This window comes from Rhodopirellula sp. SH410 (genome assembly GCF_055811895.1).
The window spans coordinates 791,173-811,789 of the sequence record NZ_CM147949.1; the positions used below are offsets into that span (position 1 = coordinate 791,173).

Genomic DNA, 20,617 nt, shown 5'->3' on the forward strand with positions numbered 1-20,617 from the left:
GCGGCTGCCATGGGGTGGTCGGCTACTCACTCGATATTTTATCAACAAAAAAAGCACTCAGCGAGCTGCCTGTGCAGATTGTTGCATATCATGGTGAAAAGTTTTGCAGGTAGGGGGCCGCCGTTTGATTTCATGAGCACGACGCGGCCGCTCGGTGAACCCAAACCTCGGTAGACTGTCGTGACTAAAAACGTTTGCTCAATTGCGACATAAACATGAATCGACTCAACGAACTCTATCGACCGTCCTTGTCTTTGTTGACCGATCTTTACCAGCTCACGATGGCCTACGGGTATTGGAAACAGGGGCTGGCCGAACGGGAGGCCGTGTTTCACCTCTTCTTTCGCAAGGCTCCGTTTGAGGGTGGGTACGCCATCGCATGCGGATTGCAAACGGCAGTGGAGTATCTTCAGGAGCTGCGATTTGACTCTCCGGATTTGAGCTATCTGGGAACGCTCACCGGTGCCGACAAGCAGCCACTCTTTGAGGACGCGTTCCTCGACTATCTGGGTGAACTGCGTTGGGCGTGCGACCTCGACGCGGTTGCCGAAGGTACCACGGTCTACCCGCATGAGCCTATATTGCGAGTGACGGGGCCAATTTTGCAGTGCCAGCTCGTCGAAACGCCGCTGTTGAATCTGATCAATTTCCAGACCTTGATCGCCACCAAAGCGGCACGGGTTTGCTCGGCAGCAGGAGTGTTTTTACCCCAGGCGTCTGATCGTGTGATCGAGTTCGGATTGCGGAGGGCGCAGGGGATTGATGGCGCGTTGTCGGCGTCACGGGCCGCCTTCATTGGTGGTTGTGCAGCGACGTCAAATGTCATGGCAGGTCGATTGTATGGAATGCCAGTCGTCGGGACACATGCTCACAGCTGGGTGATGACGTTCCCGAGCGAACGCGAGGCATTTGAATTGTATGCCGATGCGATGCCTAATAATTGCGTGTTCCTCGTCGATACCTATGATACGCTCGAGGGTGTCCGCAGTGCCGTGGAGGTCGGGCACCGACTGCGGGCATCCGGCCATGAGATGCTGGGCATTCGATTGGATTCCGGTGATCTGGCGTGGCTGAGTATCGAGGCGCGGAAAATTCTTGACGAGGCAGGTTTTCCCCATGCAAGCATCGTCGCGAGCAACGATCTCGACGAGCGATTGATCACCAGTTTGAAACTGCAGGGCGCACGCATCGATACTTGGGGTGTGGGAACGAAACTGGTCACCGCATTCGATCAACCTGCCCTGGGTGGCGTTTATAAACTGGGCGCGATTCGTGATGAATCCGGTGTGTGGCAACCTCGCATCAAGCTGTCCGAGCAAACCGCGAAGGTGAGCAATCCGGGGATCCTGCAAGTCCGCCGGTTTGAGCAAGCGTCCGAGCATCGAGGTGACATGATTTTCGATGAACAGACCAAGTGGGATCACGCCGGTGACGCTACGATGGTGGATCCTGCTGATCCCATTCGTCAAAAGACTTTTGCGAAGGACATGCAGGCCACGGATTTATTGCAGCCTGTGTTCCGGGCCGGTGAACGCGTCGGCGAGTCACCGAGTCTGCAGGCGATCCGTGATCGAGTGCGGGATCAACTGAGCCGGACGCCTATGGCGGTGCAACGATTTGAAAACCCGCACGAGTATCCCGTGGGGCTGGAACGAGGACTGAGTGATTTGAAAGCCGACATGATCCAAGCCGCACGGGAGCGAGCATGAACGCGTTGATTCTGGTTGATCTCCAAAATGATTTTTTGCCTGGCGGCGCGCTCGCGGTACCGCGCGGCGACGAGGTTATCGAGATCGCCAATCGTTTAATGCCGCGTTTCGACATCGTCATCGCGACCCAAGATTGCCATCCGCCCAACCATCTGAGCTTCGCACGCGAGCATGCCGGGAAGTCCGTAGGCGATCTCGTTGATCTCGACGGTCTGCCCCAAGTCCTCTGGCCCGTTCACTGCGTGGCGGGAACGCGCGGTAGCGAGTTCCCTACTCGATTGCAATCCGCTCTGATCACGAAAGTATTCCCAAAGGGCACCGATCGCAGGCGAGACAGCTACAGTGGTTTTTTTGACAATGGTGGCGCGGTGGGAACGGGCTTGGCGGACTACCTGCAACGCATGGGCGTCCAAGACGTCTACGTGATGGGCTTGGCCACCGACTACTGTGTCGGCGCGACCGCGATCGACGCCGCAAAACTAGGATTGACCACCTATTTAATCGACGACGGGTGTCGCGGGGTGGATCTGCACGCAGGTGACTGCGAGCGAGCCATCGATGAGATGGAACGGGCAGGCGTGCGGCGAGTGAACAGTAGTGAGGTGCCCGCAGTGGCCTGATTCCTGGGGCGTCAGCCCTGTCGGTTACCTACATATTGATGACGAAGGCATCGCAGATGGTAGCCGGTGGTCGCGGCAGCGCACCACCGGATAGTACGTGTTTCCACCAATTGGCCCCCGAAGGGGTCGCAGACGCCGCCGTGTTGTGCAACCACCTTCGGGGTCGGTCGTCATTTGTTTTGTCTACCGGCGGTGCGCTAACGCGACCGCCGGCTACCGTCTTGGACCGCTTTGCGGTGAACAACACGCTGTTCGCCTGCGGTGTTGTTCACCCCGCGTCCTCAAACGCCTTGCCGGTCATGGCGACGAAGACATCTTCGAGACTCGCTCGGCCGATCGAGATCGATTCGACGCCATCGCCGAGTCGCTCAGCGATGGGGCCGAGCAACTCGGTGAGGTCGCGCGAGCCTGATTGCTCGCTCGTTACGCGTAGCGTGCGACCAAGGCGCAGCGGATTCAGATGCAGCTCGTCTCGCAGGTATGCCTCGGCGCTCGACGTGTCATCGGCGACGATGCTCAGGACGCGGTCGCCAACGGAACGCTGTAGTTTTGCCGGCGGCGCGTCGGCGATCTTCTGGCCCGCGTCGAGCAGCACGACCCGAGACGCCTTGGCGGCTTCGTCCATTAAGTGCGTCGTTAACATCACCGCAACGCCTTCGGCCGCGAGTGATTCCAGGGCGTCCCACAGCGCCAACCGGGCCGACGGGTCCAGTCCCGTGCTCGGTTCGTCGAGCAGCATCACGGGCGGGCGGTGCAGCAATCCTTTGGCGAGTTCGACACGTCGTTTCAGGCCGCCTGACAGGGTTTGGCAAAACTCGTCGCGGCGATCTTCGAGGGTAAATTGTTTCAGCAATTCATCACAGCGATTTCGCAACCGATCGCCGGACAATCCGTAGAGGGCACCCTGGCAGCGTAGGTTTTCAAGGACGGTGAGTTTGATGTCCAAGCTCGGTGACTGAAAAATGATGCCGAGCCGACCGCGTGCCGCCATCGTCTCGCTGCTCACATCGGCACCAGCGATCGAGATGCGGCCCTGTTGCACCGGCAGCAACGTGCTCAAGAGACGGAACAGGGTTGTCTTGCCACTGCCGTTCTTACCGAGCACGGCTACAATTTCACCGCCGCTGACGCTCAGGTCCAAGTCGTCCAGCGCGAGCGTCGGGCCGTAGCGATGGCTTAGACCCAGGACCGATACTGCCGCGCTGGGAATCGTTTGAGGGTTCGCGTCCATTGTGATCACAGTCCGATCATGCGTAGCGTCATCACAAGCAACACCGCCGGCAACACGACCAGCGACCAACGCATCATCTTGCGAGCCCGCAGGTCATCAGGCTGGCCCGCAAACCGAACGGCGGCGGCCAATAAGGGCCAAGTTGCCACAATGACCAGGAAAGACGTCACAAAACTGGCCGCCGAGAGGATCAATTCGCCCGCCGGAGCCATGCATAAGATCACGCCGCAAGCCGCCAACGCGATGGCACCCACGATGCTCTGCCAAGCAGCACTGCGGCCACTCGGGTCGACCGTTGTGGTCATCTGAAAACCTGCTTCGGCGTACTGTCGGCGGCACAGCCAGGCGATGGCCATGAAGTGTGGGTACTGCCAACAGGCCAATACGCCGAACAGCATCCAACCCGCCACGTCGGTCATCAGTCCGCCCGCGGCGGTATATCCCATGAAAACGGGCATCGCCCCGGCGATCGCGCCGACCGTCGTATTCCAAGCCGTCCGCGTTTTCATCGGCGTGTAGATCAGCACATAAGCGATCCATGTCGCCACGCCAACGAGTGCCGGGGCGGCACCAAACCGCCATGCCAGCAGTGCCGTGCCGAGCAAACCCAAGGTTGAGGTGAACGCCACCCCGGTGGCCGGCGACATCCGACGAGACGCCAGCGGACGCGAAGCGGTACGCTGCATCAACGGGTCAATGGACCGTTCCCAAACCTGGTTCGCTGCCCCTGCACTGCCAGCAACCAAGCCTGTGCCGACCAACAGGATCAGCCAAGCACCGATCGACAGCATCACGCCCGCCGGAGCTGCCATGCCGATCCAGGCCGAGGCTACCGTCGTGACCAGAATCATCGTCACGATCCGCGGTTTGGTCAGCTCGATGAAGTCACCCATCATCGTCGGCTCACGTTCTCGCTGGGGCTTTTTCGCTGTTGATGGCGCGGCGGTTCCCGTTTGGATGTCAACCGATGGGCTCGATACAGTATCGATCGAGCGGTCCATCGCGCCGGGCGCTACCGGCTCCCCAGCCATTTCAGGCTCGTCGGGCATCACGGAATCGTCGGGCATCACGGGAGGTTCATCCAAGAGAGCGGTCGACGATTCGCGGCAATCGGTCGCCATGAGCGGCCCCGTCAAGAGAAGAGTTCATTGAAGAAAAAAAGTGTGTCAGCCCGTTCCGGCTGACTTGCTCGGTCGCACGCCCGACGCCAGCGCCCGATGAGCAAACCGATCACGCGGGCAATTGTGCCAACACCCAGCGACGACGTCGCAGCCGCACGGCCAATAGAGTCGAAATGGCCAAAATCAGCGACCCCATCGCCACGTGGCCTGTCACAATCCAAGCATCGAGCAGGTCTTTCGACGCCAGTCGGTACGAAGTGCTGCCAGGTAACCATTCCAAAAGGGATGGGTATCCGTAGTTCACGATCCAGGTCCCCGCGCCGAGCAGTAACTGCAGGGCGACAAAGCATACCAAGCCTGCCGCAGGACGCGAAAGCGTCAAATCGCCGCACCCCCGCATGACATTCCAGACAACCCACGTCAGGAGCCATAGGAAAATCCCTGTCGCGACGTGGGTCATCGCCGTATGGGCAAACATGCCGGGACTCGATGTCGGCAACGCATGCCGTAGCTGTGCCCCCAGTAAAATCTGTAAATATGCGACGGCGAGCAGCAGAACCGGCCACGCCATGCTAGGCGAGCGATTCACAGCGACCGGCGTTTCTCGTGTCCCGTCGGGCGTGCGTTCACTGTCTTGCCCCGCGCCCGCAGCGGTCAATACGGAACCACGCTGCCAACGCCGCCCCGTGACGCATGCCGCCACGACGCACAACGCAAAAAACAACGGTCCGGTACAGCCGTGCACCATCGCCAGCAACCGTGCGCTCATCGTGACCCGCATCCCACCTAACACACCCTGACCGATCACCGCCAGTAACACGCCCGCCGCCAGCACTGTTACCCAGCGGCGTTGATCGCCTCGCCATGCGGCAATCAAAAAAATAATCGCGACGAATCCCACCAGGGCGCCGAGCAACCGGTGGCCATGCTCGATGAGCAAGTCGAACGGTCCCAGCAACCACGTCGACAAGGGGTACAAAAACAAGTTATAGCCGTAGGTCCCCGGCCAATCCGGGACCGACATGCCCGCGTCATAGGTCGTGACCAAGCCGCCGACCCAGATCAACGGCCATACGAGCACGACCAACGTGCATGCCCATCGCCGCGGCCACGGCGAAGCAATCGCCGCCGTATCCGCAAGTTCGGCGGACGGAGTGCTGTAGGCGGTCGCGGAAATCGGTGTTGAGCTCGTTGTTGAAGTCGTTGTGGTCACTTGGGGCGGCCCCCTCGATCGGCAATCCGCTCGCCGCTCATCCCACCGAGCACAGCCCCGCCTGCACCGAAAATCGCGGCCGGCACCATCCCTCCCCACCCCAGCAACCACATCAGGCCCAGGCCCAGGGCCAGGCCGGTAATCGCACCAAAACTTCGAAAGGTATCGCGCATTGTGAAGGGTTCAGAGGAAAGAGGGTTCAGGGTTCAGGAGGGAGGGGGAAGGGAGGGGAAAGGGTGGGGGAAGAGGTTCAGGGTTCAGGGTTGGGGTTGGGGGGGAGGGTTAGGGTTAGAGTTGGGTCGTATTCATTGTAGGCGCTCAGTTCTTCCTGAACCCTGAACCCTCCTTTCTCTGAACTCTTTTCCATTTTCTTTTCGAGTTGCTTTTTCGCGAGGGCACGCATCATGCGGTTGAGTTGTTTCGTTTCGTCGATCAATCCAGCAGCGGTTTCGCCGTTCACTATCGAGAGATCCGCTGCAATGTAAAGTTGCGTTCGCAACTCAGAGGACGAGCCAATGGCAATCGCAAGAAATCTTGCAAAGTCTTTCGGTGAACGCTCATAACCTTCTGCAATATTTGAGGCGATGGAAACACTCGCACGCTGCATTTGGTCGCGTAAGCCAAAATCTCGACACTCACGCAACTCAACATAGACATCCACCGCCAATCGTCTACCGCGTTGCCAAACGATTAAATCTTCAAACGATTGAAAACTCATTTGCCTCCACCCCGTTTCTCTCCCCTGAACCCTGAACCCTGAACCCTGAACCCTGAACCCTGAACCCTGAACCCTGAACCCTGACTTCCTTCTTCACCCTTATTCTTCCTTTTTCTCTTCTAAAAAATTCACAAGATCCCACGCGTCACGTGGCGTGAGGCCTGTCGATTCTTGCGTGGCGTCGCGGATCTCGATGCCCGGCATCGGTGTTCCAGCAATGCCGAAATGAATGCGGCGGTAGAGCGTATCGGGATCATCGCCGCCGCGAAACAAACCGTCCGCCAACACGCGGGGTTCGATTTTCCGCGGTGGCAGTGCCCCCGCCTTGCGGAATGGCTTGACGGCCTCCGAGTCCTCGGGGGTGATCCCGATTCGGGTCGTGAATTCTTTCGTCCAGTCGTCATAGTCCAGTGATGGCAAGCCGCCGACACCGTCTTGGCCGTGGCAGCCAGCACAGCCCGCGATGGGGCCATTGAAAAGTTCGCGGCCATGGGCGATCGATTCGGCGAGCGCTTCGCCCTCAAGGGGTGGTCGTGGCGGGACCGGCGACGACGCGGCACTGACCCAGCGTTGGACCACATCGTTGATCACTGCGGCAATGGTCTGTTCGCCTTCGCTGAGCTGATTCACGTCGATCGATTCGTCGATGTCCGTTCCCACGTGCGAATCTCGCACCTGAATTCGGAGGTCCTGTGGCGGCGGCCCCTCGTCGTAATCCAGCATGTCCACGGCGAAGGCCAATAGTTCCCGTTCGACTTCGCCTCGCACCGCCAGATAGATCACGTAGTCCACCAATGCCTCGCGATCGGCCGACGGCAGGGTGCGGAAGCTGGGCATGGGGGTTCCCGGGATGCCGGTCACCAGCAGGTGAGCCAGATCGGAGCGGGTCGGTTTCTCAGATCTCGCCGTCGATTTCCACTTGAAGGTGCCGACCCGGAAGTCGCGTGGATAGGGCACTTGGAACCGCGAGGCCGCGCCTGTGCCGCTACCGGAAATGCCGTGACAGATCACGCAGTGCTCTTGGTATAGCCCCGTATGCACGTTCGCTTGATCGCTCGTCACGCCACCCGCTGCGACGGTGAGTTGCTCGAGCGATACCAGATTGCGCTCGGCCTCCGTTTTCATCCAGTTCCGTGGCCAGTTCGGCGATTGAGGGGTTCCGAACAACTTATCCACCGCGGCGGCGACGTCCTCCATCGCCGCCTCGGTCGGCACATCCCGCGAAATTTCCAAGGACATCGCCCGCACCCGATCGTGTTCAAATTCGGGCGCTGATTCTCGGCATCCCACGACCAGTCCCCCTGCACCGACCGCCAATAGCAGCGTTGCGGCCCGAAACGGGGGCGACAGCCGAAAAAAGCGACGGTAGAGAATCGGAATACGAGCCATCGAAAAAAATTTTTTCAGAGTCGGGGACAGCAGCGAGGTAAAACGTCGCCCCATTGTCGCCAAGCAACCCACGGTGAACACCACCCAAATCTAGGAAATCGACGCTCCGCGACAAAACGCAGCAGGCACCGTCCTCTGCGCCCAGCACAAAACGTGCTATCCTCCGCGAGATTTGGTCACCTCTCCTGACTCGCTTTCTGGAATCCACGACTGTGCCGCGACGCGACGACCTCAAAAAAATTCTCCTTATCGGCAGCGGGCCGATTGTGATCGGCCAAGCCTGCGAATTTGATTACTCGGGCACGCAGGCCTGCAAGGCACTCCGCGAGGAGGGTTACGAAGTCGTGTTGGTCAATAGCAACCCGGCCACGATCATGACCGACCCTGCGACCGCGGATGCGACATACATCGAGCCGCTGACGTGGCAGATCGTCGAGAAAGTCATCGCGAAGGAACGCCCTGACGCGCTCCTGCCCACCCTCGGCGGGCAAACGGCCTTGAACATCGCCATGGAACTCGATGCCCAAGGCGTGCTCGAAAAATACGGCGTTGAAATGATTGCCGCCAACGCCAAGGTGATCGCCAAGGCCGAGGAACGCGATCAGTTCAAGGAGGCCATGGAGAAAATTGGTCTCGATGTCTGTACGGGCTTCACGGTCAATTCTCTCATCGAGGCCCGCGCCGCCCTCGCCAAAGTCGGCCTCCCGGCTGTCGTTCGGCCCTCGTTCACCATGGGCGGTTCAGGATCGGCAATCGCCTACAATAAAGATGATTTCGATGCCTTGGTGCAAAACGGGCTGGATCAATCGCCGGTCTCCGAAGTCTTGATCGAAGAATCCATCATCGGCTGGAAAGAGTACGAGATGGAGGTCATGCGCGATTGCGACGATAACGTTGTCGTGATCTGCAGCATCGAAAACTTTGACGCCATGGGCGTGCATACGGGCGACTCCATCACCGTCGCCCCCGCCCAAACGCTCACCGACAAAGAATATCAGCGGATGCGAGATGCGTCCCTGGCCGTGATCCGCGAAATCGGCGTGGAAACGGGTGGCAGCAATATCCAATTTGCGATCGAGCCGGACACCGGGCGCATGATCGTGATCGAGATGAATCCACGGGTCAGCCGCAGCAGTGCCCTGGCCAGCAAAGCGACCGGTTTTCCGATTGCCAAAATTGCAGCCAAACTCGCCATCGGATACCGCCTGTGGGAGTTGCCCAATGACATCACGCAGAAGACCAAGGCCTGTTTCGAGCCCACTATCGATTATGTCGTCACCAAAATACCGCGTTTTGCCTTCGAAAAGTTCCCCGAAGCCGACGCCACGCTGACGACGCAGATGAAGAGCGTTGGCGAGACAATGGCCATCGGCCGCACGTTCCAAGAATCATTCCAAAAGGCACTCCGTGGCCTCGAAGTCGGTGCGTTCGGCTTCGGCAGCGACCCGAAGGATAAGTGGGGCACCGACGAGCAGCCTGATCGTGACGAAATTCGGGCCAAACTCAGCACCCCGGGTAGCGAACGCGTTTTCTACATTCGCTACGCCATGAAATCCGGCATGAGCGTCGCGGATATCCACGCCCTGACGCACATTGATGAATGGTTCCTCGAGCACTTGATGCACCTGATCGAGATCGAGAACGAAATCACGGCGCTCGGCTCGCTTGAGAAAATCGATGCCGAAAAACTTCGCGACATCAAACGACGAGGCTTCTCCGATCGGCATATCGCGGCCATGACGGGAACCACTGAATTGAAGGTCCGCAGCCACCGGCTCGCTCAAAATATTCGGCCCGTCTTCAAGAGTGTTGATACCTGTGCGGCCGAGTTCGAAGCCTTCACGCCGTACTTCTACAGTACCTATGAGTCCGAATCGGAAGTCCCGCCCAAAACCGACAAGAAACGGATCATGATTCTTGGTGGCGGTCCCAACCGCATCGGCCAAGGTATCGAGTTCGATTACTGCTGCTGTCACGCCTCGTTCGCGCTGCAGGAACTCGGCATCGAATCGATCATGGTCAACAGCAACCCGGAAACGGTTTCGACGGACTACGACACCTCCGATATGCTGTTCTTTGAACCGCTCACGATCGAGGATGTGCTCAATATCTGTGATGAAGTGCAGCCCGATGGCGTGATCGTGCAGTTCGGCGGGCAGACACCCCTGAACCTTGCTCGTGGTTTGCAGGAGTCGGGGATCCCAATTATCGGTACGAGCGTGGACACGATCGATGCTGCCGAAGATCGCGAGCTATTCCAAAGTCTGATCAACGAACTGGGGCTTCGGCAACCGCCTGCGGGCATCGCTCGCAATATGGAAGAGGCGCGGATCGAAGCGAAACGGATCGGATATCCGGCACTGGTTCGGCCCAGTTTTGTGCTTGGGGGACGCGCCATGGAAATTTGCTATGACCGGGCTCAGTTCGAGCGGTATGTCGCCGAAGCGTTCATTGTCGCTGATGGACAACCCGTGCTCATCGACCGGTTCCTCGAAGACGCTACCGAAGTCGATGTCGACGCGATCAGTGACGGCACCGATTGTGTCATCATGGGCATCATGGAGCACATCGAGGAGGCTGGCGTGCACTCCGGTGATTCGGCCTGTTGCATCCCCTCGTTTAGTTTGACGCAACCCGTGCTCGCCGACATCCGTGACGCGACGCGGAAACTCGCCGCTCGGCTGAATGTGGTGGGACTGATGAATATCCAGTTTGCCGTCAAGATCGAAGTTGACGGGCCACAGGTCTACATTCTCGAAGTCAATCCGCGGGCCAGTCGAACGGTGCCGTTTGTTGCCAAAGCCACCGGGATTCCCGTCGCAGGGATCGCTACCAAGGTCATGACCGGCAAAACGCTCGCCGAACTCGGCGTCACGACAGAGCCGATTCCCCGCCACGTCTCGATCAAAGAGAGTGTGTTCCCATTCCGGAAATTTGCGGGCGTCGACATCGTGCTCGGCCCGGAGATGCGGAGCACCGGCGAAGTGATGGGGATTAGCGAAGTGTTCTCGATGGCGTTTGCCAAGAGCCAGCTCGCCGCGGGCACCGTCCTGCCTGAATCGGGCAAGATCTTTCTCTCTCTCTCAGCACGGCATAAAGACGACGTCGTCAAGTTGGGCAAAGCACTGAGTGAACTCGGTTTTGAACTGCTCGCCACCGAGGGCACCGCGCTGCGACTCACCGAAGCCGGGATCGCGGTCACGCAAGTTAAGAAGATCGCCGAAGGGCATCCCAACCTTATCGACTATCTCAAGAACGATGACGTGCAGTTGATTCTGAACACTCCAAGCGGCAAGGGGGCACGCACCGACGAGGGCAAAATCCGCGCCGCCGGCGTCCAGCACGGTGTTCCCTGCATCACCACCCTGGCGGCTGCCGAAGCGGCCGTCCGCGCCATGTGGGCGGTCCGCGAAAAAGAGATGGACGTCGAGTCGCTCCAACATCGCTACGCTCTGAACAACCAAGCGTAGCCAAATGGCACCGTCCGTCCGAACTGACGGGCGATCTGTTCACCCGACGGACGGAACCGTCGGTCGACAAGGGATCACTGATAGCCTGCCAGCACACCACCACCACCGAGGGCTTGGTAGGCGTCGACGGCGGCCGTCAGCTGTTGCTGTTTGGTCTCGATCAAGACCATCTTGGCTTCGTTCATGTCACGTTGAGCCAGCAGCACGTCTAGATATTCGCCGCGAGCGTTCTGGAAGAGCGCGGTGGCACTATCGATGGACGCAATCAATGCCTCCAACTGCAGCTTTTTGTTCACGATACTCTTGCGATAGTTCTCCACCTTCGTCATGTAGTTGGTGACTTCGGTGAAGGCCTGCAGGATCGTGCGTTGGTACTCGTAAACCGCTTGCAGTTGCCGTGCGTTGGCGGTCTTGTATTCAGCCTGAATCGCCCGCTTGTTGATCAAGGGACCTACAAGGCCGCCAGCGAGATTATAAATCAAGGCTTCGGGCGTCCAGAACAGGTACTTCGGATTGAAAGCCTCAAAGCCAACGCCGCCGGTTACGATTAGCGTGGGATAGAAGTTGGCCCGGGCCACCTTGATATCCAGCCCCGCGGCTCGCAGCTCTCGCTCGGCTTGACGAACGTCCGACCGGTTTCTCAATAAATCGGCGGGGACGCCGACGCTGAGTGCCTGTAGATTCAGATCAATGTATTTTACAGACGAACGTTTGACGGGCTGAGGATAACGCCCGAGCAGAAAGTTGATGCGGTTCTCTGCTTCGACAATCTGTTGTTGAATGATGAGCTTGTTGCTTTGGTTCTTACGAACTTCCGCTTCAAAACGCTGGACCGCCAATTGGTTGCCGCGAGCTTGAGCCATCATGCTCTTGGAAGTCTCCAGACTCTGTTTCTGGAGAGCGATGGTCATATCAAGAGTGGCGATTTGGTTATCGAGTGCCATCAACTCGTAATAGTTCTCGGCAACTTCAGAGACCATTCGAGTGACGACGTAGTTCCACCCGTCTCGTGTACCGAGATAGCGCAGGCACGCTGCATACTGTGCATTGTGTAACTGATTCCAGATGTCGATCTGCCAAGAGAGCTCGGCGGCCATCAAGAAATTGGGCAGCGGGTCGGGGAAGCCTACGCCGGGGAGTGGATCAAGTTGCTCCTCGGCTGCGCCAAACGGTGTGAATAGGCTGGGTTTCTCTGCCCCAATGCCACCCCCGAAGGACAGGAAGGGGCGATACGCACCGCTTCGAGCAAGCACTTGGTTGTTGGCGATCTGGATATTCTCAGCCAGGATTTTCAGATCCTGGTTCCCGGTCATGGCCTGTGCGATCAGCGCCGAGAGATTCGAGTCTTCGAAAAAATCGTGCCATCCGGCAAGAGCCGAGTTTTGTGGCCGCGCTGGACCGAAGTCCATGCTCATCGAATCAAATTCCAGCTCGGTCGTCGTGCCATCTGCCGCGATCGGTGGCACCGTGGGATCGACGGTCCCGTTGTCGTCGTCGCTCAAGTCCAATGAGCTGTCGACCGCGTTGACTGCGGCGGTGGCATCACTGCTCGCCACGGCACCACTGCTCGCGGTGTTCAGGTTGATGATACCGTCGATGGGACTGATCGGTTCAGCGATGTCGACTGAGACCATCTCGCCGGTACGAGTGCTCAGATAGTTGTCATCCGATACCGCCGTGCCGACATCCGTACTCAGTTCCGCCGCGGTCCCGTCGTCTTTGATGTCGAGTTCGCCACTGCTCTTCAGGAAGCTGGCAAAGGTGACCGCGCCATCGGGGCTCTTTCCTGTGGCGGGGTGATCATCCGCTTGGCTGGTCATGCCCGTCGGCTCGAGCGTCTGGTCGGCGGGGTCGATCGGCACATCGTTCTTCTCGCCATCGTCGGTTTCGACGCTGATGACACCGTTGTTGCCGGCCGGGTAGGCTTGCGGCAACATCGCTTGCGCCTGCGGGCCGCGAAGAGACGGAATGTTGCACGAGGGCAGGACCAAGAGGGAGCCTGACACTATCGCAGCGGTAAGAGCGATATGTTTATGCTTCGTTAACGTAAATTTCATGAAGGGGTTCATCCTTGTACTCCTTGACGTCTTGACGCAGAAGCTTCAGCTCCTGGTTGCTCGGTCGCGTCTGGCGAAGCAAACGTGTAACTCATCGGATCACTAAATGTTACTCAGGTGTCCGTACCTGAACGATTGTTCCGAGCTGGTCGCTCCATGAAGGCCTGCCGGCAGTGGCCGGCAGCATGATATAAGCGATCGATACTGGTTTCTTCTATCGACCATACCGGTGATTCGTCTTTATCGGTCATGCCTGCGGTAAGGCTAATTTGCATGGAAACGAGCGAGTCGGAACGTCACAATCGGCACAACCGAAACGTGGAAAATAGTCCTGAGACGCTTCGCAATCTCGATAGAAAGAGAGGTCCTAAAGCTCCCTTTCAAGAGGATGGGTTAGGTGGATTGGAGCGAGTTTTTGGTCCGTCCGGTCCTATCCTGCGTTTCGCAGCGATGAACCAGCGAAGCGTGATTTTCAAGGCCTGGCGGCGGTATCCAGAATTTTGGTCCGTCGGATGTCACTGTGGAAGGATCGGTGCGTCGGGAGACGCGGTAGCGACGCTCTGGCGAGGGTCGCCATCCAAGCGTGGACTCATTCGTGTGGGCTTTCACTCGCCACGTGGGGTGTGCTTTCAAAAATCTCGCTTAATGGTCCGTCGTGTTCATCGCGAAGGAGGGTCTTTCCATCGGCCATCTTTGCGAAAATGTAATAGAGCCCAGGAATCAAGAAGACACCGATCACCGTACCCAGAAGCATCCCGCCTACGGCAGTGGTGCCAATCGTGCGGTTTCCAATCGCCCCTGGACCGGTGGCTCGGACCAAAGGGATCAGGCCCGCGATGAATGCGAACGAGGTCATCAGAATCGGTCGGAATCGCAATCGCCCACCTTCAATACCCGCCTCGATCAGCGACAGGCCATCTTGCCGGCGTTGGACGGCGAATTCAATAATCAAAATCGCGTTCTTGCCCAGCAAACCGACCAGCATGACCAAGCCGATCTGGCAGTAAACATCATTGGCGAGTCCCATCGCTTTGAGGAAGAGGAATGACCCGAACAGGCCCACCGGTAGTGATGTGATCACCGCCAGCGGCAGCAGGAAACTCTCGTACTGGCCCACGAGCACGAGGTACACAAAAATCACCACGATCAAGAAAATATAGATCGCCGTGTTGCCCTTGCTCGCCTCGTCATAGGACAAACCCTGCCAGCCGATGCCGTACCCGTTTGGCAGTGTCGCTTCGGCGACTTCTTTGATTGCCTCGATTGCTTGGCCGGTGCTGTAGCCTTTGGCGGGTGCACCTTGGATCATTGCGGTCAAGTACAGGTTGTATCGGTTGATCTCGTTGAGCCCCTGCATCTTCTCGATCTTCATAAACGCCGAGTACGGAACATTGTCGCCCTTATCGTTGATGACAAACAGATTTTCAAGATCTTCGGGGTACCGCCGGAACTCGGGCAAGGCCTGTACGTAGACCTTGTAGAACTGATTGAAGCGGACAAAGCCTTGCTCCCAGGTACTGCCTACGACGATCGAAAGGTTTTCCATCGCATCACCAATTGACACGCCTTTCTGCATCGCCTTGTCGTTGTCAATCTTGATCTCGTACTGTGGATAGTTACTTGCAAAGAATGTGAATAACCCTTTCATCTCTTTGCGTTTGCCCAATGCGGCCATGAAGTCATCGGTTATCTGGCCGAATCGCTCGTAGTCATCGCTGTTTGTTTTATCAAGCAAGCATAGCGAGAATCCACCGGCCGCACCAAAGCCTGGAACCGCAGGCGGCTCAAAGAACTCTAGCTTCACGTTAGAAATATCCGCTCCTTTTTCTTCGAGTTCTTCAATGATTTCCTTGGACGTCCGTTCGCGATCAGACCAGTTTTTCAAGTTGATAATACACGTTCCGGCATTGGACCCCCGCCCTTCGGTCAGAACCTCGTAGCCGGCCAGCGACGAGACCGACGTAACTTCTGGAATGGCTTTACAAATCTCTGCCAACTCGTGTGACTTTGAGTTCGTGTATTCGAGTGTCGAGCCGGGCGGTGTCTGAACAATTCCATAAATCATGCCCTGGTCTTCGAGCGGAATAAAACCGCTCGGCAACACTGTATTGACGAAGACGATCCCGTACGCGAAGGCACCGATGAGGATCATTGTCACCAGGCGTCGCGTCACGATCCGCCGCAGGATGGCGGCATAGCCTCCTGTCACCGCCTCGACGCCGCGGTCGAATGCGTGCAGGAAGATTCCCAGCGGTCCACGTTTCTTTTGCTCGCCCGGTTCACTGCCCGACAGCACTGATCGCACAGTGAAGGCGAACAGCACGCCGAAGACGGCCGCAATTACCATTTCCTTCGTCGGAGTAACTTCGATCTGCTCGGCGACCAATTCGTGCAAAAACTCTACATGCAGCAGATAGAAAAGTCCGATGCCCGCGGCCGCACCGAACAGCACGGCCAATATTCCCCGCATGACATCGGCGCCACTGCCAAACATCCTTTTGATTGAGCGGTTGGTGAATCCGACCAAACCGTGCTGTTCTTGGTGGCCGTGAGTATGCGGTTTGAGAATCATCGCGCAGAGCACGGGCGTGAGCGTGAGGGCTACCACACCGGAGAGCACGATGGACATGGCCATGGTCAGGCCGAACTGGCGATAGAACACGCCGACCGGACCGGGCATGAATGTCACGGGGATGAACACCGCTGTCATCGTCATCGTGATGGCGATAATGGCGCCGCTGATTTCGTGCATCACCTCTCTCGTTGCCGCATACGGCGACATATGCTTGGCAGCCATCTTCTCATGCACCGCTTCGACCACCACGATCGCGTCATCGACCACCACCCCGATCGCAAGCACCAATGCAAAGAGCGTGATCAGGTTGATCGACATGCCGAACATCAACATGAAGAAGAACGTTCCGATCAGCGAGACGGGAACGGCCAGTGTGGGAATCAGCGTGCTTCGGAAGTCTCCCAAGAATAGGTAGACGACCAACGACACGAGCACAAAGGCCTCTAGCAAAGTATGCAGCACCTTCTCGATCGATGCGTCGAGGAAGCGAGAAACATCATAGGTGACGGCATAGTCCATGCCCGGTGGAAATGATTTCTTCATCTCCTCGAGTTTCTCTTTGACCTTGTCAATGATCTCCGTGGCATTTGAACCCGGGGTCTGCTTGAGAACGATAGCTGCCGAGGGCAAGCCGTCTAGGTCGGAATAAAGGTCGTAAAACGATGAACCCAACGTGACTTTCGCGACGTCTCTTATCCGCAGAATCTCCCCTTTGGGATTGGACCGTAAGATGATATTCGCATACTGCTCCGGCTTGTTGTACCGGCCGATCCAGGTCAATACATACTCGACCGTTTGTGACGTGGTTCCTGTTGCTTGCCCCAGTCGTCCGGGCGAGCCAATCATGCTTTGTTCTTGAATCGCCTCCATGACATCTTTAGTAGAGATCTTATAGGCACGCATGCGTTCTAGGTTGAGTTCGACCCGCATCGCATAGGCGCGATTACCTAGGATTTTTGCGCTACCGATCCCAGGCGTTCGATACACCTCCGGCAGGATGTTGCTGGACGTGTAGTTGTAAAGGAAATTCTGATCGACGTTTTTATCCGAGCTGAAAATGTTCACATACATCAACATGCTCGTCATATTCTGCATAACGATGATGCCTTCACGCTCCACAATCGGCGGGAGTTGGTTCCGGATCATTTGAATCCGATTGTTGACGTTCAGCACCGCCACGTTCGGGTCCGTACCGGGCTCGAAAATGATCTGGATCGTTGCCTCTCCTGCACTGGTAGCAGCAGAACTCATGTAACGCATGTCTTGGACGCCGTTGATGGCTCGTTCCATGATCACCAGCGTCGAGTTCACCAAGATCTTTGCACTCGCTCCAGGATAGGAGACAGAGACGATGACACTTGGTGGCGCGACCGAGGGGAACTGAGAAATCGGCAGCGTTATGATCGCCAGACCTCCCAGAAACAGGATCACGAGCGAGATGACAATGGCCAAGGCTGGCCGGTGGAGAATGCGTGCAAACATGATGGAATGGTGGCGTGGTAGCCGGAGTCACGAGGCGATCAGGAAACGTTAAGTTCACTGGGCTCAGACGCGAGCCCAGTGCGGCAGCGGTGATTATTCAGCGTGGTATTTCAAGTGCTTCATCACGTCTTCAGGAGACTCGTATTCGTATTCAATCTTATCGCCGTCGCGAACCTGCCGAATCCCTTCCAGAATGATTCGGTCGTTAATATCGAGACCATCTTCGATCATGTAGATGTCATCTTTTTCACTCGCAATGGTGATGTCTCGTTGGCGTACGATGTTATCCTCACCAACGACGAATGCATATTTCTTGGCCAGGATTTCGTAGGTCGCCCGTTGCGGAATGACGAGGGCCTGCTTGACAACGTGGCTCAGTAGAATGGTGCCGGTCTGGCCATGACGCAGTAGACGGTCGGAATTCTGAAAGTCAGCACGAAAGGAAATGTTCCCTGTTTCGTTATTGAAGTCAGCCTCGATTGCACCGATTTCGCCGTCGTGTTCAAAAATATTGCCATCGGCAAGCCGAAGCTGAACAGTCAGTTCGTCATTTTTGGTGGTCGTCTGGTATTCCAGATATCGAGCCTCGGGAACGTTGAAGTACACCCACATCAAGGAATTGTCTGACAGAGTCGTCAATACATCTCCTTCCGAGATTAAGCTGCCCGGTTGGTGGTACTGACGATCGACGATGCCGTCAAACGGTGCCTTCACATTGGCGAAATTCAATTCAGCCTGCGATAATTTCACCTTGGCTTCCGCCTTGGCAAGCTCGGCATTGGCCAGTGCCACTTCGGGCTGAGCGACGATATTCTGCTTGAACAGCCGTTGGGTGTTGTCTCGCTTGATTCGCATCAGATCGGCGTCGGCAATATCCGCATCTAACTTGGCTTCATACAGAATCGGTAAGATTTTGAATAGCAGATCATCCTGCTTCACCAGCTCGCCTTCTTTCACCAAGATCTTTTCGAGATAGCCACCCTCGAGCGCGCGAACCTCGATATGTCGCCACGAGTGAATCTGGCAGACGTACTCTTGCGTGCTGACGACATCCTCACGCATCGGGCTGGTGACCACGATCTTATGTGCCAGCTCCTCTTCCTCTTCGCCTCCCTCGGCATGCTCGCCCTCGGCATGCTCGCCCTCGCCGCTCGAATGTCCCCCAGTGTATTGTTCCTTGAGCTGTTCGATCTTGTCACATGCAGGGAGGCAGAGGACTAAGGACAGGATGATGAATACTGGGAAGGGTGCGATTTTCATGATTGGATACTTGAGGGTTGCTGGCCGGGTCGCGGCCCGGGTCACTTGGCAGATCGGAGGGGGAGGGGCGAGGAGATCAGCTCGTGTCAGAGGTCCTCATAGCCCTTCGTGACACAGCGGGATGGACCCGTCTTCGGAATACTCCGCTGCGCTCTGATTGCGATCACTGCGAAATGTGTCCGGGCGAGGTCTGCAATCGAGTGACGGTTTTCACTGTGCAAGGAAGTGGTCTGCAAAAAAAAGGTAGGGTCTGCAAGCGATGGTTGAAGTGTGCAAGATCTTGCATGCAATGTTTGTGAGGCGGTCGGCATGCATCTGCCTGCGATTAACGGTTGTTACGGGGAATTCGCACGGAAAACGCATCATTTTTAAACAGAGATGCTATTTGCCGTTGAGATATCTCGGTCCATCGCATGGAAAGCAAATGATGGGCCAAACCGAAGTGGGGGTGTTTGGGTGGCCCGTTGGGTTCGCCCGTTGGGTTCGTGCTCGTTTTCCCCTCAGCGCGGCTGGGGGCCGCGATCGCCAAGTTGCCCCTCGATCTGTCCCTGGTCGCTACCTTTTTCGTCGTCCGAGGCGCCGGCGAAGTGATACGATAGGTGTCTGATCCGCACGGATGCGTTGGAGTGCCGCTCACCCAAACCCCAAAACCACGACCGAGAAACTCATGCGATTGATACTGCTCGCTATCGTGGGGTGCTTTACCTCGCCCCTCCTCGCTCAGATCTCTCAGCCCATTGGTGTCTCCTCCGACGGGACGCATTTCGTTCGCGGGGATGCAAACGAGCGTTTTGTGATCTGGGGAGTGAACTACGATCACAACTCGTCAGGAGAATTGCTCGATGAATACTGGATCGACCGCTGGGAAGAGGTGGTCGAGGACTTCGCCGAGATCAAATCGCTTGGCGCCAATTGCGTGCGTATCCATCTGCAGCTCGGCAAATTTGTAGAGGCACCCGGCCGAGCCAATCAAGCGGCACTGGATCAACTGAGCCAATTGCTGGCGCTTGCCGAACGCACCGGTTTGTACCTCGATATTACCGGATTAGCGTGCTACCACAAATCGAACGTCCCGGCGTGGTACGACCGCCAGAGCGAGCAGGAACGCTGGGGCACGCAAGCGTTCTTTTGGGAGTCGGTGGCAGCGGTTTGTCACGACAGCCCCGCGGTGTTCTGCTACGACCTGATGAATGAACCTATCTTGGCGGGCGGCCAACCGGAGACCGAATGGCTGGGGGGGGAACTGGGGGGCATGTTTTTCGTTCAGCGGTTGACACTCGATCTGGCCGGTCGGTCCCGCCAAGAGGTTGCCAAAGCGTGGGTCGACAGGATGGTCGACGCAATCGAAAAACACGACACCCAACACCTGGTGACCGTTGGTGTGATCCCATGGGTGTTTGTCTTCGGTGGTGGGAAACCGTTGTTTTACTCGCCCGAAGTCGGTGAGCGATTGGACTTTGCAGCAGTGCATTTCTATCCCGAGAAAGGCAAAGTCGAGGGGGCGATCGAAGCACTCCAGCAATACGACGTCGGCAAGCCGTTGGTGATTGAAGAAATGTTTCCGATGAAATGCTCGGAAGACGAACTCGCTGAATTTGTTTCACAGTCGGCAGCGATCGCCGACGGTTGGGTCAGTTTCTATTGGGGGCAAACCGCCCAGCAGTTGCGTGAATCATCCGACGTGACCATGGCCCAGGCGATCACAGCGTCATGGTTGGAGCGTTTTGAGTCGCTGTCGCCGCAAGTGACACGAGCGAATGGTCGGTAGTGGT

Annotated in this window: 13 protein-coding genes; 4 read left to right on the plus strand and 9 right to left on the minus strand. The window is 57.2% G+C overall.

Annotation, left to right across the window (positions count from 1 at the left end; all coding sequences use genetic code 11):
• Positions 1-215: 215 nt before the first annotated feature.
• Positions 216-1,709 (plus strand): nicotinate phosphoribosyltransferase, encoded by a 1,494-nt coding sequence (locus SH410x_RS03190; RefSeq protein ID WP_473674543.1) that lies wholly within the window; start codon positions 216-218, stop codon positions 1,707-1,709.
• The gene (gene pncA, locus SH410x_RS03195) at positions 1,706-2,329 is read left to right on the plus strand and encodes a bifunctional nicotinamidase/pyrazinamidase (protein WP_473674545.1); all 624 of its coding nucleotides are present in this window, start codon (positions 1,706-1,708) and stop codon (positions 2,327-2,329) included. Before SH410x_RS03190 ends, pncA begins: the two co-directional genes overlap by 4 nt.
• Positions 2,330-2,597: 268 nt before the next feature.
• Here pncA and SH410x_RS03200 read toward each other — a convergent pair whose 3' ends face one another.
• The 6 genes from SH410x_RS03200 to SH410x_RS03225 form a co-directional block, all read right to left on the minus strand.
• Positions 2,598-3,560: an ABC transporter ATP-binding protein gene (locus SH410x_RS03200; protein WP_473674547.1), complete on the minus strand. Its 963-nt coding sequence runs from the start codon at positions 3,558-3,560 to the stop codon at positions 2,598-2,600.
• A 5-nt stretch (positions 3,561-3,565) separates the two neighbouring features.
• On the minus strand, positions 3,566-4,681 hold the full coding sequence (locus SH410x_RS03205) for a protoheme IX farnesyltransferase (protein WP_473674549.1): 1,116 nt from the start codon (positions 4,679-4,681) through the stop codon (positions 3,566-3,568).
• A gap of 109 nt (positions 4,682-4,790) precedes the next feature.
• On the minus strand, positions 4,791-5,894 hold the full coding sequence (locus SH410x_RS03210; protein ID WP_473674551.1) for a COX15/CtaA family protein: 1,104 nt from the start codon (positions 5,892-5,894) through the stop codon (positions 4,791-4,793).
• Positions 5,891-6,067, minus strand: coding sequence for a hypothetical protein (locus SH410x_RS03215; protein ID WP_473674553.1), 177 nt, complete (start codon positions 6,065-6,067; stop codon positions 5,891-5,893). The genes SH410x_RS03210 and SH410x_RS03215 overlap by 4 nt, the downstream gene beginning before the upstream one ends.
• Positions 6,068-6,144: 77 nt before the next feature.
• On the minus strand, positions 6,145-6,612 hold the full coding sequence (locus tag SH410x_RS03220; protein WP_473674555.1) for a four helix bundle protein: 468 nt from the start codon (positions 6,610-6,612) through the stop codon (positions 6,145-6,147).
• Between the two features lie 99 nt (positions 6,613-6,711).
• Entirely contained in the window at positions 6,712-8,001 is a 1,290-nt protein-coding gene (locus SH410x_RS03225) for a cytochrome c (protein WP_473674557.1), read from the minus strand.
• A gap of 212 nt (positions 8,002-8,213) precedes the next feature.
• On the opposite strand from SH410x_RS03225, the gene carB reads away from it, so the two are divergent.
• Entirely contained in the window at positions 8,214-11,471 is a 3,258-nt protein-coding gene (gene carB, locus SH410x_RS03230) for a carbamoyl-phosphate synthase large subunit (RefSeq protein ID WP_473674559.1), read from the plus strand.
• 74 nt (positions 11,472-11,545) lie between these two features.
• On the opposite strand, the gene SH410x_RS03235 is transcribed toward carB, so the two are convergent.
• The 3 genes from SH410x_RS03235 to SH410x_RS03245 form a co-directional block, all read right to left on the minus strand.
• Entirely contained in the window at positions 11,546-13,528 is a 1,983-nt protein-coding gene (locus tag SH410x_RS03235; protein WP_473674561.1) for a TolC family protein, read from the minus strand.
• A gap of 589 nt (positions 13,529-14,117) precedes the next feature.
• Positions 14,118-17,585, minus strand: coding sequence for an efflux RND transporter permease subunit (locus tag SH410x_RS03240; RefSeq protein WP_473674563.1), 3,468 nt, complete (start codon positions 17,583-17,585; stop codon positions 14,118-14,120).
• A gap of 93 nt (positions 17,586-17,678) precedes the next feature.
• Positions 17,679-18,845, minus strand: a complete 1,167-nt coding sequence (locus SH410x_RS03245; protein ID WP_473674565.1) for an efflux RND transporter periplasmic adaptor subunit — start codon at positions 18,843-18,845, stop codon at positions 17,679-17,681.
• A gap of 667 nt (positions 18,846-19,512) precedes the next feature.
• Between SH410x_RS03245 and SH410x_RS03250 the strand changes: the two genes are divergently transcribed.
• Positions 19,513-20,613, plus strand: coding sequence for a cellulase family glycosylhydrolase (locus SH410x_RS03250; protein ID WP_473674567.1), 1,101 nt, complete (start codon positions 19,513-19,515; stop codon positions 20,611-20,613).
• Positions 20,614-20,617: the final 4 nt, after the last annotated feature.